The following is a 14,980-nucleotide window of genomic DNA, read 5'->3' as shown; positions in this document are numbered from 1 at the left end:
CTCTCGCTAGTCGCGCCCTGTCAGACTCCAGGCGTCGTCGTCGCCGCTTTCGGCTTCGACTTCTTCCAGCCCATCGTATTGGGCCGCGACGGCGTCGAACGACGCGGCCATGCCATCCTGCTCGGCCATCGACGCCGCATTGGATGCCGGAGCACCTGCCGCCGGGTCCTGGCCGCGGATGCGCGCGAGCACGCCGGGGAGCTCCTCGGCGGTGACGAGGACGTCTCGCGCCTTGGACCCCTCGGAGGGACCGACGATCTCTCGGGATTCCATGAGGTCCATGAGCCTGCCGGCCTTCGCGAATCCGACGCGCAGCTTGCGCTGCAGCATCGAGGTCGAGCCGAACTGCGAGTTCACGACCAGCTCGGCTGCCGCGAGCAGGAGCTCGAGATCGTCGCCGATGTCGGCATCGATCTCCTTCTTCTCCACGACCTGCGCGACGTCGGCTCGATATTCGGGCTGCGCCTGGCGCTTGACGTGCGCCACGATCTCCATGATCTCTTTGTCGTTGACCCAGGCACCCTGCACGCGGGCAGCCTTGTTGGCTCCCGATGGGAGGAAGAGGGCGTCGCCCTGGCCGATGAGCGACTCGGCGCCGACCTGGTCGAGGATGACGCGCGAGTCGGTGGAGCTGGTCACCGCGAACGCGAGGCGGCTCGGCACGTTGGCCTTGATGAGACCGGTGACGACATCGACGCTGGGGCGCTGCGTCGCAAGTACGAGGTGGATTCCGGCGGCACGCGCGAGTTGGGTGATGCGGACGATCGAGTCCTCGACGTCGCGCGGGGCAACCATCATGAGCTCGGCGAGCTCGTCGACCACGACAAGCAGGTAGGGGTACGGCTTGAGCTTCCGCTTCGAACCCTCAGGGAGGACGATGCCGCCCGAGCGGATGGCCGCGTTGAAGTCGTCGACGTGGCGGTAGCCGAAGCTCTCGAGGTCGTCATAGCGCATCTCCATCTCCTTCACGACCCACTGCAGCGCTTCCGCCGCCTTCTTGGGGTTCGTGATGATGGGGGTGATGAGGTGCGGGACGCCGCTGTACGGCGTGAGCTCGACGCGCTTCGGGTCGACGAGGACCATTCGCACCTCGGCAGGGGTCGCGCGCATGAGCAGCGACACGATCATGGAGTTGACAAAGCTCGACTTTCCGGCCCCCGTGGCACCCGCCACGAGGAGGTGCGGCATCTTGGCGAGGTTCGCGAGCACGAAGCCGCCCTCGACGTCCTTGCCGACGCCGATCGTCATGGGGTGGCGCGCTGCGATCGACTCCGGGGACTGCAGGACGTCTCCGAGCGAGACCACCTCGCGGTCGGAGTTCGGGATCTCCACGCCGATGGCGCTCTTTCCGGGAATCGGCGAGAGGATGCGGACCTGATTGCTCTTGACCGCGTAGGCGATGTTGTTGGAGAGCTGAGTGACGCGCTCGACCTTGACGCCGGGGGCCACCTCGACCTCGTAGCGCGTGACGGTCGGGCCGCGCGAGAAGCCCGTGACCTTCGCGTCGACCTTGAACTGCGCGAACGTCGAGTTGAGCGCCTCGACGATGAGGTCATTGGCTTCGGTGCGCGCGAGTGCCGGCGCACCGCGCGAGAGCATCGACTGCACCGGGAGGCTGTATGCCTGGCCCGGGGCGCCCGCGTCGCGGGAATCCCACTGCTCGGCTCCGTCTTCCGCCGAGGCCGAAGGCTCTGCCGTCGCGGCTGTCGGCGCCGGTGTGGCCGGCGCCGCGGCTGCGGGTGGCCCGAAGAGATCGGCGAACTCGTCCGGATCGGTCGGCGTCGAGTCGTCCTGGATTCCTGTGGCCGAGAAGAGCGTGGGCTCGGCGACGTCGATGACATCGGTGGCGTCGTCCATCCGCACTCCGGAGAGGACCGCGGTCGGCTGCGGTCCGGTCACCGCGTTGTCCGGGTCCTCGGAGGTGAGACCGCGCAGGACGGTCGTCGTCGCCTCCGGGTCGATGCGGTGGTGCTCGTGCTTCTTCGTATCGGCGACAGCGGTGTCGTACGGCTGCTCCTCGTAGTCGACGTCTTCTTCGCGGCCGGAGTCGTTGCGTCGCCACCACGGGAGGCGGTCCGACTCCGACGAGCGTCCGCGGTCTTCTCCGCCCAGCAGGCTCTCGTCGTCGCCGGACGCCGTCTTGCCGGCCTTCGCCGAGCGGGCGTGGGCTGCGGACTCCTCGTCGATGCCGAACATCCAGGCCCACAGCTCGCGAAGCCTGACGACGACCTTGTGCGGCGGGGTCTTCGTGATGATGAAGACGGAGAGCAGGATGAGGAGACCCGCGACGATGGCCGCACCGATGGGGGTGATGACAACACCGAGAGTGCCGCCGAGGAGCCAGCCGAGGACTCCGCCGCCCAGGGCGAGCGCTGGCATGCCGTTGACGGGGTCGGGGCTGTCCGCGAGCACGTGGCAGATCGCGGAGCTCGAGACGATCCCGAGGAAGAGGCCGACGCCGATGCGCCCGTTGTCGCTCACGGAGGAGGGATGCCGGAAGAGCCAGAGCGCGAAGAACGCGAGCACGACGGGCAGCGCATAGGAGACGCGGCCGAAGAACCCGCCGAACGTGTAGTCGTTCAGAGCCGTGGCGACGCCGTTCCCGGGGAAGAACCAGACGACCACGCCGCCGATGACCGCGAGCAGGAGGAGCAGGAACGGGAATCCGTCGCGCCGCTGGTCCTTCTCGAGCGTCTCGGGCCCGAGCGCCCGAGCGGTCTGGCCGGCGACGTTCGCGGCGGCCATCCAGGCGCGGGTCGCGATGCCCGGCTTCTCGGTCTCCGCCGGCGCCTTCGCGGCTGCCGCGCTCGCCCGCTTCTTGGGCGCGGGGGTTCGCTTGGTGTTGGACGGAGTTGTGGCCATGGTGCCCAAGGTACCCGCGGCCACCGACAGGATCGAGGATGACGCCCCGAGAGCCGCCGAGATCGGCGACTCCCGGGGCCTGAGGTCAGGCCTCGATGACCACCGGGATGATCATCGGGTGACGGCGGTGCTTCGTGTTGACCCAGCGGCCGATCGTGCGTCGCACGACCTGCGAGAGCTGGTAGGAGTTCGAGTTGCCCGCCTCGACGGCTTCCTTGAGCGCCTTCTGGATGCCCGGGATGATGTCGTCGAAGACGGCCTCGTCCGGCGCGAACCCGCGCGCGTGGATCTCCGGGCCGACGAGGATGTTGCCGGTGGCCGCCTCGACGACGGTGAAGATGGAGATGAACCCCTCTTCAGCGAGGATGCGGCGGTCCTTGAGATCGGCGTCGGTGATGGTGCCGACCGTGGATCCGTCGACGTAGATGAAGCCGATGTCGAGCTGCGCGACCTGGCGCGCGATGCCGTCCCGCATATCGATGACGGCGCCGTTCTCGACGACCAGCACGTTCTCGTCCGCGATGCCGGACTTCTTCGCGATCTCGGCGTTGGCGACGAGGTGTCGGATCTCGCCGTGCACGGGCATGACCTGACGCGGCTGCAGGATGTTGTAGCAGTAGAGCAGCTCGCCTGCCGCAGCGTGACCGGACACGTGCACGTTCGCGTTCGCCTTGTGCACCACGTTCGCACCGAGCTTGATGAGCGCGTTGATGACGCGGAACACCGAGTTCTCGTTGCCCGGGATGAGGCTCGAGGCGAGGATGACGGTGTCGTCCTCCCCCACCTCGATGGCGTGCGTCTTGGACGCGATGCGGCTGAGGACGGCCATGGGCTCGCCCTGCGACCCCGTCGACATGAAGACGATCTGGTCGTCGGGCAGATTGAGCGCCTTCTTGTGGTCGATGAGCACGCCCTGCGGCACGTTGAGGTAGCCGAGCTCGGACGCGATGCCCATGTTGCGCACCATGGAGCGGCCCATGAGCGCGACGCGACGACCGTTGGCCGCGGCGGCGTCGATGACCTGCTGCACGCGGTGCACGTGGCTCGAGAAGCTCGCGACGACGACCTTGCCCTTGGTCCGCGAGATGACGTCCTCGATGACCGGGCCGATGTTGCGCTCGGTCGGCGTGAAGCCCGGGACCTCGGCGTTGGTGGAGTCGGCCATGAAGAGGTCGATGCCCTCCTCGCCGAGGCGAGCGAAGGCGCGGAGGTCCGTGAGGCGACCGTCGAGCGGCAGCTGGTCCATCTTGAAGTCGCCCGTGTGGAGCACCGTGCCGGCGTCCGTCGTGATGTGCACGGCGAGCGCATCCGGGATGGAGTGGTTGACGGCCACGAACTCGAGCGTGAAGGGCCCCATCTCCTCGATCTGCCCTTCGGCGACCGTGAGCGTGTACGGCTTGATGCGGTGCTCCTTGAGCTTCGCCTCGACGAGGGCGAGCGTCAGCGTGGAGCCGATCAGCGGGATGTCCGGCTTGAGGCGGAGGATGTACGGCACCGCTCCGATGTGGTCCTCGTGTCCGTGCGTCAGCACGATGCCCACGACGTCGTCCAGACGAGCGCGGATCGAGTCGAAGTCGGGCAGGATCAGGTCGACGCCGGGCTGCGTCTCTTCTGGGAAGAGCACGCCGCAGTCGACGATGAGGATCTTGCCGTCGATCTCGAACGTCGCCATGTTGCGGCCGACCTCGCCCAGTCCGCCGAGCGGGATGATCCGCATCGAGCCTGGTGCGAGCTTGGGAAGGTGTTCGGTCTTTGTCATATGAGCCTTCAGGAAGTCAGCGTTGCCGCTGGTGAGGTGAGGGTCGAATCAGCGGGTTGTGCCTGGGATGCGCGGGAGCGCACCACCCGCGGCCGCGTTGCGGTCAGGCCGGAAGTTCGTGAAGCTCGCGCCTTCGACGTCGCGAACCAGGTCGAGCTCGTCCTCGATGAGGGCGGCTTCCCACTCCTCCGGGCCGACGAGCGGCAACCGGACGCGGGGGGACTGGATGCGGCCGAGGCCGTGCAGGATGTACTTGGTCGCCACGGTTCCCGGAACGTGGGTCATGGTGGCTCGCACGAGCGGCTCGAGGCGCTGGTGCGCGTCCGTCGCGGTGCGCAGGTCGCCCGCGTTGACGGCGTCGACCATCATGCGGTACGGCTGCGACGCGATGTTCGCGGTCACGCCGATGAGGCCCGTCGCGCCGATCGAGAGCAGCGGGAGCGTGTTGGCGTCGTCTCCCGAGAAGTAGAGCAGCTCGGTCTGGTTGAGCACGCGGGACACCTGCGCGAGGTCGCCCTTCGCGTCCTTCACCGCGATGATGTTCGGGTGCTTGGCGAGGCGCAGGATCGTCTCGTAGGTGATCGGGATGCCCGTGCGGCCCGGGATGTCGTAGAGGATGAGCGGCAGGTCGGTCGCGTCAGCGATCATGCGGAAGTGCGTGAGCACCCCAGCCTGCGTCGGCTTGTTGTAGTACGGCGTGACGGCCATGACGCCGTCGGCGCCGGCATCCGCCGACTGCTTCGCGAGCTGGATGGCGTGTGCCGTCTCGTTCGACGGTCCACCCGTGATGATCTTCGCGCGCCCGGCCGAGACCTCTTTGCCCACGACGACGAGCTTGAGCTTCTCGGCGTCCGTGAGCGTCGACGTCTCACCGGTCGTGCCGGTGACGACGATGCCGTCAGCGCCGGCCGAGATGACGTCGTCGATGTGCTTCTCGACTCCCGCCCAATCGACTTCGCCGTCGTGCGTCATCGGAGTCACGAGTGCAACGAGCACCTGGCCGAAAGGGTTGTCCTGTTCCATCACGTCTCTCAGGCTACTTCCACTAGGTAAAGACTGGGTCTTGGTGTCGAGCTTGCTATTTCTTCTTCTCTACATCGCCGCTGAGCGCCGCGATGAAGGCTTCCTGCGGCACTTCCACGCGTCCGACCATCTTCATGCGCTTCTTGCCGGCCTTCTGCTTCTCCAGCAGCTTGCGCTTGCGGGAGATGTCGCCGCCGTAGCACTTCGCGAGCACGTCCTTGCGGATGGCGCGGATCGTCTCGCGGGCGATGATGCGGGCGCCGATGGCGGCCTGGATGGGCACCTCGAACTGCTGGCGCGGGATGAGCTTGCGGAGGCGCTCGGTCATCAGCAGCCCGTAGGCGTACGCCTTGTCCTTGTGGATGACGGCACTGAACGCGTCCACGCGCTCGCCCTGCAGCAGGATGTCGACCTTCACGAGGTCGGCGACCTGGTCGCCCATCGGCTCGTAGTCGAGGGACGCGTACCCCTGCGTCCGGCTCTTGAGCTGGTCGAAGAAGTCGAACACGATCTCGCCGAGCGGCATCGAGTAGCGCAGCTCGACGCGCTCCTCGCTGAGGTAGTCCATGCTGATGAGCGCTCCGCGCTTGCCCTCGCACAGCTCCATGATCTTGCCCACGTAGTCCTTCGGAGCGAGGATCGCGGCGCGCATCATCGGCTCGCGAACCTCGAGGATCTTGCCCTCTGGGTACTCGCTGGGGTTCGTGACGGTGTGGAGCTGCTTGTCCTCCGTCTTGACCTCGTAGACGACCGAGGGTGCGGTCGTGATGAGGTCGAGATCGAACTCGCGCATGAGGCGCTCGGTGACGATCTCCAGGTGGAGGAGGCCGAGGAATCCGACGCGGAACCCGAAGCCGAGCGCCACCGATGTCTCGGGCTCGTAGTTGAGCGCCGCATCCGAGAGCTTGAGCTTGTCCAGCGCCTCGCGGAGCTCGGGGTAGTCGCCCGCGTCGATCGGGTACAGGCCGGAGAAGACCATCGGCTTCGGCTCCGTGTAGCCGGGAAGCGGGTCGTCGGATGGACGCGTGCTGCCCGTCACGGTGTCGCCCACCTTCGAGAGACGCACGTCCTTCACGCCCGTGATGAGGTAGCCGACCTCCCCGACGCCGAGGCCCTTGGCCACGGTGGGCTCTGGCGACGAGACGCCGATCTCGAGCATCTCGTGCGTGGAACCGGTCGACATCATCTTGATCTTGTCGCGCGCCTTGAGCTCGCCGTCGACGACGCGAACGTACGTGACGACGCCGCGGTAGGCGTCGTAGACCGAGTCGAAGATCATCGCGCGAGCGGGGGCATCCGCCACACCGACCGGCGCTGGGATGCGCTCGACGACACGGTCGAGCAGCTCCTCGACTCCCATGCCGGTCTTGCCGCTCACGCGCAGCACGTCGTCGGGGTCGCCGCCGATGAGGTTCGCGATCTCCGCGGCGAAGCGATCGGGGTCGGCGGCAGGCAGGTCGATCTTGTTCAGGACCGGGATGATCTCGAGGTCGTTCTCCATCGCCAGGTACAGGTTCGCGAGCGTCTGGGCCTCGATGCCCTGCGCCGCATCCACCAGCAGGATGGCTCCTTCGCAGGCCGCGAGCGAGCGGGAGACCTCGTAGGAGAAGTCGACGTGGCCGGGCGTGTCGATCATATTGAGCGCGAACGTGTCGCCCTCGACGGCCCACGGCATGCGGACCGCCTGGCTCTTGATCGTGATGCCGCGCTCCCGCTCGATGTCCATGCGGTCGAGGTACTGTGCACGCATGGCGCGGTCGTCGACGGAGCCCGTGAGCTGCAGCATCCTGTCGGCCAGGGTGGACTTGCCGTGGTCGATGTGGGCGATGATGCAGAAATTGCGGATCCGGGCGGGGTCGGTCTGAGCCGGCTCGAGCGGAGTGGAGGCGCGTGGTGACATGGTGTCGCCTATTCTCCCATGAGCCGCGCACCCAGCGCTCATCGCCCGGCGCTTCAGCGCGCAGCCAGCGTGCGCACCGCCAGAGAACGGCCCAGGAAGGCACCACCGCATGAGTCTCATCCGCCTCAACGACGTCGAGGTCGGCTTCGGCCCCTCCCCCGTGCTCAAGGAGATCTTCCTCACCCTCGACCGGGGGGATCGAGTCGGGCTCATCGGGCAGAACGGCTCAGGGAAGTCGACGCTGCTGAAGCTCATCCTCGAGCAGGTCTCGCCCGACACGGGCACCGTCTCGATCGATGACGGCGTGCGCATCGGCTACTTCTCGCAGTTCTCCGAGCTGGACGGCTCGTCGACGATCCTCGAGACGCTGGAGACGCTCTTCTCGCACGTGCACGACATGGAGGCGGAGCTCGCCGAGATCGACGCCGCCATCGCCGCCGAGCCAGACGCCGATACGCTCGACCGCCTCATCCTGCGCCAATCCGAGCTCTTCGAGGAGATGGACCGCGCGGACGGCTGGGACTACAACCGCCACATCGACACCGCCCTCACGAAGCTCGGCTTCAACGAGGCACACCGCACGAGCCCCATCGAGAAGCTCTCCGGCGGCTGGCGCAACCGCGCAGCGCTCGCCAAGCTCCTGCTCGAGCAGCCCGACGTGCTGCTCCTCGACGAGCCCACCAACTTCCTCGACGTCGCCGGCGTCGAGTGGCTCGAGACCTGGTTCCGCTCGTTCCGCGGCGCCGCGATCATCGTGTCGCACGACCGCACGTTCCTGGACGCGGTGGTCACGCGCATCCTCGAGGTCGAGAACCTGCACCTGCACGAATACCCGGGCGACTTCGGCGAGTACGTCATCCAGAAGCAGTTCCGGCTCAAGACCCTGCAGGCGCAGTTCGTCCACGAGGCCGAGCTGCTCGCCTTCGAGGCGGAGGGCATCTCCGACCGCCGCGAAGCAGCGAAGGCTGGCGGCAAGGGACTCGGCAAGCGCCTCTCGAGCATCAAGAAGAAGCGAGCGCCGCGGCCCGTCGACGAGATCGTGACCGAGATCTACGGCTCGCTGCACGTCAAGGATGTGCTCGCCCGCGTCTCGGGCCTCGGCAAGAGCTACGGCGACCGGACCCTCTTCGACGACGTGACCTTCGAGGTGCACCGCGGCGACCGCATCGCCGTCATCGGGCCCAACGGCAGCGGCAAGTCGACGCTCCTGCGCGTCCTCACGGGCGAGGAGTCCGGCGACGTCGGCCGGGTCGACTGGCCGAACGGCGTGAAGGTCGTCTCGTACAACCAGGTGCTCGCGGAGCTCGACGAGTCCGACACCGTGTCGCACTCGGTGAACGCCATGCCGGACAGCATCGCGCTGCGGGCGACGAAGAAGTCCGTCGCCCGGTTCCTCAGCATGTTCCGCTTCAGCGAGGCCGAGCTGAAGTCCCGCATCGGCACCCTCTCGGGTGGCCAGCGGGCGCGAGTCGCGATGGCGCAGTGCCTGCTGTCGGGCGCATCCGTGCTGGTGCTCGACGAGCCGACGAACCACCTCGACCTGCCGAGCACGCAGGTCATGGAGCGCGCGCTCGTGCACTTCCCCGGCGCCGTCATCGTCGTCAGCCACGACCGGTTCTTCATCGACAAGGTCGCCACGGGGACCGTCGTGTTCGGCACGAAAACGGATGCTCCAGCCGAGCTCGAGATCACCATCGCCGATTCAGGTACCGACGTCGCCTGAAGCCTGGTAGAGTTTCTGTTTGGCTTACGCGTCGCCCACTCGGCGCGGATTGGCGGCACGGCCCTCTTCCGTGCGGCACCGTTCCAGTACACCTTCCTGTAAGAAAGAAGCAACGTGGCAAATATCAAGTCGCAGATCAAGCGCATCGGCACCAACCGCAAGGCGACCGAGCGCAACCGCGCCTACAAGAGCGAACTCCGCACGGCTATCCGTCGCGTTCGCTCGGCTGTCTCCGAGGGCAACAAGGAGCAGGCTGAGCTCGCGCTCACCTTCGCTGCCAAGAAGCTCGACAAGGCCGTCTCCAAGGGCGTCATCCACAAGAACCAGGCAGCGAACCGCAAGTCGGCCATCGCCAAGACGGTCGCAGCGCTCTAAGCCTCCTGTCATGCCGACATCGACCCCCGCATCCTCTTCCGAGGTGCGGGGGTCGATTCGTCGTATCGCGCTCCTGCAGAGCATCAACCTCGGCCAGCATCGAAAGCTGCCGATGGCCGAGCTCAAGCATGCCCTCGAGGCCGCCGGGCACACCAGCATCGCGACGGTCCTGCAGACCGGCAACGTGCTGCTCGACGCTCCGGCAGCGGTCACGAACACCGAGCTCGAGACGCGGCTCCGGACCGAGATCGCGGCCGCCTTCGACCTCGACGTGCCCACGCTCGTCCGCGACGCCGACGAGTGGCGGGCGGTCGTCGAACACGATCCGTTCCGCCAGTTCGATCCCCACCCGAGCCGCCTCGTCGTCGTGTTCTGCGCCGAGCCGCCGCTGGAACGTGTCGAGGCGCTGCTCGAGGGCATCGACCTCAAGGATGATCGGTGGGTCGCGCGCGGACGCGAGCTGTACGTGTCCTGCCCGAACGGGCAGATCGAGAGCCCGGTGCTGCAGCGCCTCGGCCGCCCGAAGAGCTCGGACACGTCGAGCGGGCCGGCCACGGTGCGCACCTGGGGCACGGTGCTGCGGGTCGCGGCCAAGCTCTAGCGTCAGTGCATCTGCGGCCCGCCTTCAGGCGACGGAGCATCCCGGCCACCACCAGACCACCTGACCAACTTGCGTGATCAGAAGCGCTCCAAGCGACGATGGTGCCCCGCGAGCGCCGTTCCATCACGGAAGTTGGCCCGCGGACCCGCCGGAGGTGGCCGGAACCGCCGCACAGACCATCCCGGCCACCACCAGACCACCTGACCAACTTGCGTGATCAGAAGCGCTCCAAGCGACGATGGTGACCCGCTGGCGCCGTTCCATCACGGAAGTTGGCCCGGGTGCGCGGCTGCGGTCAGACGTCGCGCAGGGCGATGCAGCGCAGCATCCGCTCGACGGCGAACTGCGGGTCTCTCCCCGCCCCCTTGACGGCGTGGTCGGTCTCAGCGACCAGCGTGATCGCGCGTCCGAGGGATGCGTCGTCCCAATCGCGGAGTTCGCGGCGAGCCTGGCCGACCTGCCACGGCGACGCGCCTGCGCGGCTGGCGATCTGCGCGTCCGAGCCGCTGAGTCCCTGCACCTTCGCCATGATGCGCAGCTTCGAGGCGACGGCCGAGACGATGGGCACCGGGTGCAGGCCGGTCGAGAAGCCGTGGCGCACCAGCGCCAGCGCGTCGCGGACTCGCCCAGCGAGTGCGGCGTCCGCGATCTTGAACCCGGTCGTCTCGACGCGGCCGCCGAAGTACTTGTCGACGTGCTCGTCGGTGATGGTGTCACTCGTGACGGTCAGCAGCTGGCGGGCAGCGCCGATGAGCTCAGCGAGGTCGGTGTTGAATGCGGCAACAAGCAGCGAGGCAGCCTGCGGCTCGATGCGTCGGCCAGCGTTGCGCACCTCGGCGACGACGACGTCCACGAGCTCGCTCGGCTTTGGCTTCTGGCAGTCGATCTCGACGGCGACATCCTTCGCGCCCCGCACGGCATCCAGGAGCTTCTTCCCGCGCACTCCCCCACCGTGCCGGAGCACGAGCGTCGCGCCTTCGACGGGCATCTTCGTGTAGGCGACCACGTCGGCGACGAGTGCGTCCGTGCACTGCTGCACGCCTCGGATGATGACCAGGCGCGGTTCGAAGAACAGCGATGGGCTGACGAGGGCCGTGAGGTGCCCGCCTGCGTAGCCGGAGGCTTCGATCTCCGTGATCTCGAGGTCAGGTGACTCTGCGCGGAGCACATCGCGGAGCCGTGTGATCGCGGTCTCGGCGAAGTAGTCCTCCGGGCCGCTCACCAGCACGATGCCAGCAGGCCGCACCTCCCGGTGGGTGAGGACGGGAATCGCCCTCTTGGGGGTGCTCGCCCGCTTCGCCTGTGCCATAGCTCAATGGTAACGACGCGCATCTGGCCGTGCGACCGAGGCCCCGATCTGTCGAACCGGGCTGGGCGGATTCGACGCGTCGGTTATGGGCGGCGAGGATCACCCTGACCGCGCCCTGAGTGCGGGCGGCGGCGCGAATCGCCCTCGGGCTCGCGGGGCCGTGGCGACTCCCGCCACAGCGGGAGGGTCCGAACCTCCGTGACCTCCCTCGCCGATGACGATGGTGCCGAGCTCGTCGGTGCGCAGCGGCCGCGTGCCTGCCGCGGTGAGCATCCCGAGGGCCGCGTCCGTCGGGTGGCCATAGCCGTTGTCTGCTCCCACCGAGACGAGTCCGATCGACGAGGAGAGCTCTTCGTAGAGCTGCGCGCTCTGGTCGCGCGAGCCGTGGTGCGCCATCTTGACGATGTCGGCCCGCGGGTGCGGGTGCTCGCGCAGCAGGCCGCGCTGTGCCTCCTCTCCCAGGTCGGCGAGGGCGGCGAGCGACAGGCAGACCGTCACGCAGGACGTCGTCGGTTCGAGCAGCGTCACGAGACTCCCCTCGTTGCCACCGACACTCGCCGGTTCCCCGCCGCTCCCGCGCTTCGGCCACAGGACGCTCCATGCGAGGTCGCCGAGCGTCCAGGAGTCGCCACTGGCGGCGTAGTGCACCTGGGCACCGGTCACGCGCAGCTCGTCGACGAGCGGCTCCGCTCGCGCCTCGGCAGTATCGGGGACGACAAGCGACCCGACGCCGACGCCGGACTCGAGCAACGCCGTCGCCGCCCCGGTGTGGTCCAGATCAAAGTGCGTGAGCACGAGCAGACGCAGCTCGTCGACGCCGAGCGTCCTCAGACAGGCCAGCAGTGCTTCGGGCTCCGCACCGGTGTCGATGAGCGCCGAGCCGCTCCAAGTGGTGACGAGCAGCGCATCCCCCTGTCCGATATCGCACGCCGCATAGCGCCATGCACTTGGGATGCTTCTGCTGAGGTGGACCGCCTGCCCGACGACCGTGCCGACATACGCCACCAGGGCGACGCAGAGCAGGAGCGCCAGCCACGCTCTCCAGCAGTGGAGCAGGACGATGAGCGCGACGACGACGGCGAGACAGAGCAGCGCCCCCGGGAGTCCGCCAGGCCACGGCAGCAGCGCCCCGGGCCAGTCACTGACCGCCATCGCCACAAGTCCGATCCACTGCGCGGGCAGCCAGGCGACCCACAGAAGCGCCTGGCCGAGCCAGGGAGCGGCCCACAAGAGCAGGCAGCCGACCAGCCCGGCGAGCGTCGCCACGGGCGCTGCTGGGGCGGCCAGCACGTTCGCGAGAATGCCGTAGAGCGGCAGTTCCGGGGTCAGGAGCAGCAGCACCGGTTGACACGCGAGCTGCGCCGAGGCGGGCACGGCGAGCATGAGCGCGACGGGCCGTGGCATGACGCGTGCGAGGCGATCGCCGATCGGGTTCGCGAGCGTCAGCAGCCCGACCGTCGCGAGCACCGAGAGCGCGAAGCCGTAGTCTCGGCTCCGCCAGGGGTCGGCGACGAGCACGACCACCGTGGCGAGGGCGACGAGCGCAAGACCTGTCGACCGACGCGGAGTGGCTTCGAGCACCAGGACGACCATGGCCATGATGCTCGCCCGGATGACGCTGCCCTCCGGGGTGACGAGCGCCACGAACACGGCGAGAACCGCGGCTGCGAGTGCGAGGCGCACTCCTCGCCGCAGCCCGCAGAGGCGAGCGAGGACCAGGGTCGCGGCGACCACGACCGCGCAGTTCGCCCCCGAGACGGCCGTGAGGTGCGTGAGCGCGGCCGTCTTCATCCGCTCGTCCAGCTCGGCCCCGACCAGGCGCGTGTCGCCGACGGACAGCCCCGGGAGCAGCTGCGCGCCGAGACCAGGGAGGGTTCGCGCCGCGTCGACGAACCGGTCTCGCGCCCCTGCGGTGACCTCAAGCAGCCCGCCAGGCGCGGCGACGACGTGCGCCGGAGCATCGAGGAAGACCAGAGCGGCGACGCTGTCGCCCGCGTCCGCAGGACCGAGGACCCCCTCGAGCTCGACCCGTGAGCCGATGGCTGGGAGCCGCTCCCCCGCCGACGTCGGCATGCTCAGCTGGCCGAACGCGAGCAGCGAGGCGCCACTGCCTCCGCTTCTCCCATCGACCTCGAACGAATCGAGGCGCACCTCGAAGTGGGACGGCTCCTGCAACTGCGCGCCGGACCAGCGCCCACGGTCGTCGCCTGGAGCAGCGACGGCACCCTCCCCGACGAGGGTCGTGAGGGTGCCCGTCGCCTGCACCCGAAACCCCTCCACGGCGCCCGCGCGAAGCGCCTCGGGAGACCTCACGGGATGCTGAGCGCCGGAGCTCACCGCGAGCAGCGCCATGACGGCCGCGACAACGGCGAACGTCGCGAGCGCTGGCCGCAGACGCGCCGCGGCCAGGAGCACGATCGCGAGCAGTGCCAGACCGATGCCGCACACCCAGGCGAGGGAGGGATGCGTGACGCAGATCCAGGCCATGACCCAGGCGCCGGCCGCCGCCGGCACGAGACGCGCGTCTCGACCATCGAGCCGCTCGGCCAGCGCTCCCAGATTCCCCACCTGAACGGCACGATCTTTCCGAGTCGTCACACGGTCACCAGGTCGACGAGCCCCTCGTAGGTGGCGTCCCCGATGCCGGCGACCTCCTTGAGCTCCTCCACAGCACCGAATCCGCCGTTCTGCTCACGGTGGTCGATGATGCGCGACGACATGGCCGGTCCGATCCTCGGCAGCTCTTCGAGCTCGACCGCAGACGCCGTGTTCAGGTTCACGAGGCCACCGCCGGCCGCACCCCCGGCACCGGTCGGCGCCGCTTCCCCTCCGACGGGCTCGGAGGGGGCCTCGCCGATCCGCGGAACCCGCAGCTGCTCGCCGTCGACGAGCGTTCGAGCCATGTTGAGGAGCGACGGGTCGGCGTCGTCGGCAAGACCACCCGCCGCGGCGATCCCGTCGACCACCCTGGCCGTCGACGGCACCTCGTAGACCCCGGGACTCGTGACGGCCCCGACGACGTGGACCAGCAGCGTCGACCCCTCGGAGCTCGGTACGCCGGCAGGCGGTTCCGTTGCGCTCAGCTGGAGGCTCTCGGTCGGCGACACCTCCCCGAGGGCACCGAGACTCGGTGTGGGACGCAGAGCCGCGAGCGTGATCGCCCCGGCGAGCACGACGAGGACAAGCACGACCGCAGCGCCGACCCCGATCCGCAGACGCGGTCGGGGCGGACGCTCGAAGAGGTCGGCCAGCTCGGATTCGGACACCCTCGGACGCTACGACGGCGCGCGCATCCGCTGGCCCGCGAAGTCCCCTCCTGTGGAGGGCGACTCTCGCACAGGGCAGGTGACTGCAGAGTGGGCCGCGAGCGCCCGACGCCCTTCAACCGACCACGCTGCGGAAGCCGTCGATCGCAAGTCTCGGGATGG

The 14,980-nt window shown here is 68.5% G+C and carries 10 protein-coding genes; 3 read left to right on the top strand and 7 right to left on the bottom strand.

Translation table 11 applies throughout. From position 1 onward, the window contains the following. Positions 1 to 6: 6 nt before the first annotated feature. The 4 genes from C5B99_RS05940 to lepA all read right to left on the bottom strand — a co-directional run bounded on the left by C5B99_RS05940 (position 7) and on the right by lepA (position 7,544). On the bottom strand, positions 7 to 2,862 hold the full coding sequence (locus C5B99_RS05940; RefSeq protein WP_104240864.1) for a DNA translocase FtsK: 2,856 nt from the start codon (positions 2,860 to 2,862) through the stop codon (positions 7 to 9). An 85-nt stretch (positions 2,863 to 2,947) separates the two neighbouring features. After that, positions 2,948 to 4,621 carry a ribonuclease J gene (locus C5B99_RS05935; RefSeq protein WP_104240863.1) on the bottom strand — a complete coding sequence of 558 codons (1,674 nt, stop codon included), beginning with the start codon at positions 4,619 to 4,621 and terminating at the stop codon, positions 2,948 to 2,950. Positions 4,622 to 4,669: 48 nt separating this feature from the next. Then, entirely contained in the window at positions 4,670 to 5,644 is a 975-nt protein-coding gene (dapA, locus tag C5B99_RS05930) for a 4-hydroxy-tetrahydrodipicolinate synthase (protein WP_104240862.1), read from the bottom strand. Between the two features lie 55 nt (positions 5,645 to 5,699). Next, entirely contained in the window at positions 5,700 to 7,544 is a 1,845-nt protein-coding gene (gene lepA, locus C5B99_RS05925; RefSeq protein ID WP_104240861.1) for a translation elongation factor 4, read from the bottom strand. A gap of 109 nt (positions 7,545 to 7,653) precedes the next feature. Between lepA and C5B99_RS05920 the strand changes: the two genes are divergently transcribed. From C5B99_RS05920 to C5B99_RS05910, 3 genes are all read left to right on the top strand, one after another. Next, positions 7,654 to 9,267, top strand: a complete 1,614-nt coding sequence (locus tag C5B99_RS05920) for an ABC-F family ATP-binding cassette domain-containing protein (RefSeq protein WP_104240860.1) — start codon at positions 7,654 to 7,656, stop codon at positions 9,265 to 9,267. A gap of 114 nt (positions 9,268 to 9,381) precedes the next feature. After that, positions 9,382 to 9,642, top strand: a complete 261-nt coding sequence (rpsT, locus tag C5B99_RS05915; protein ID WP_068493103.1) for a 30S ribosomal protein S20 — start codon at positions 9,382 to 9,384, stop codon at positions 9,640 to 9,642. 10 nt (positions 9,643 to 9,652) lie between these two features. After that, a complete protein-coding gene (locus tag C5B99_RS05910; RefSeq protein WP_104240859.1) occupies positions 9,653 to 10,243 on the top strand; it encodes a DUF1697 domain-containing protein in 591 nt (196 codons plus the stop codon). Positions 10,244 to 10,538: 295 nt separating this feature from the next. On the opposite strand, the gene holA is transcribed toward C5B99_RS05910, so the two are convergent. The 3 genes from holA to C5B99_RS05895 all read right to left on the bottom strand — a co-directional run bounded on the left by holA (position 10,539) and on the right by C5B99_RS05895 (position 14,818). Beyond that, on the bottom strand, positions 10,539 to 11,552 hold the full coding sequence (gene holA / locus C5B99_RS05905) for a DNA polymerase III subunit delta (protein WP_104240858.1): 1,014 nt from the start codon (positions 11,550 to 11,552) through the stop codon (positions 10,539 to 10,541). Positions 11,553 to 11,651: 99 nt separating this feature from the next. After that, positions 11,652 to 14,120, bottom strand: a complete 2,469-nt coding sequence (locus C5B99_RS05900; RefSeq protein WP_104240857.1) for a ComEC/Rec2 family competence protein — start codon at positions 14,118 to 14,120, stop codon at positions 11,652 to 11,654. Between the two features lie 26 nt (positions 14,121 to 14,146). Next, positions 14,147 to 14,818 (bottom strand): ComEA family DNA-binding protein, encoded by a 672-nt coding sequence (locus C5B99_RS05895; protein ID WP_258063087.1) that lies wholly within the window; start codon positions 14,816 to 14,818, stop codon positions 14,147 to 14,149. Between the last annotated feature and the right edge of the window lie 162 nt (positions 14,819 to 14,980).

Source organism: Pseudoclavibacter sp. Z016, assembly GCF_002931215.1.
Classification (GTDB): Bacteria; Actinomycetota; Actinomycetes; order Actinomycetales; family Microbacteriaceae; genus Pseudoclavibacter.
This window is presented reverse-complemented; position numbering and strand designations above follow the sequence as displayed.

What these genes read in the sequence shown, in the direction of transcription:
- C5B99_RS05935 (WP_104240863.1), bottom strand. Translation starts at nt 4,621, where the DNA reads ATGACAAAGACCGAACACCTTCCCAAGCTCGCACCAGGCTCGATGCGG.
- lepA (WP_104240861.1), bottom strand. Translation starts at nt 7,544, where the DNA reads ATGTCACCACGCGCCTCCACTCCGCTCGAGCCGGCTCAGACCGACCCC.
- C5B99_RS05920 (WP_104240860.1), top strand. Translation starts at nt 7,654, where the DNA reads ATGAGTCTCATCCGCCTCAACGACGTCGAGGTCGGCTTCGGCCCCTCC.
- holA (WP_104240858.1), bottom strand. Translation starts at nt 11,552, where the DNA reads ATGGCACAGGCGAAGCGGGCGAGCACCCCCAAGAGGGCGATTCCCGTC.
- C5B99_RS05910 (WP_104240859.1), top strand. Translation starts at nt 9,653, where the DNA reads ATGCCGACATCGACCCCCGCATCCTCTTCCGAGGTGCGGGGGTCGATT.
- C5B99_RS05940 (WP_104240864.1), bottom strand. Translation starts at nt 2,862, where the DNA reads ATGGCCACAACTCCGTCCAACACCAAGCGAACCCCCGCGCCCAAGAAG.
- dapA (WP_104240862.1), bottom strand. Translation starts at nt 5,644, where the DNA reads ATGGAACAGGACAACCCTTTCGGCCAGGTGCTCGTTGCACTCGTGACT.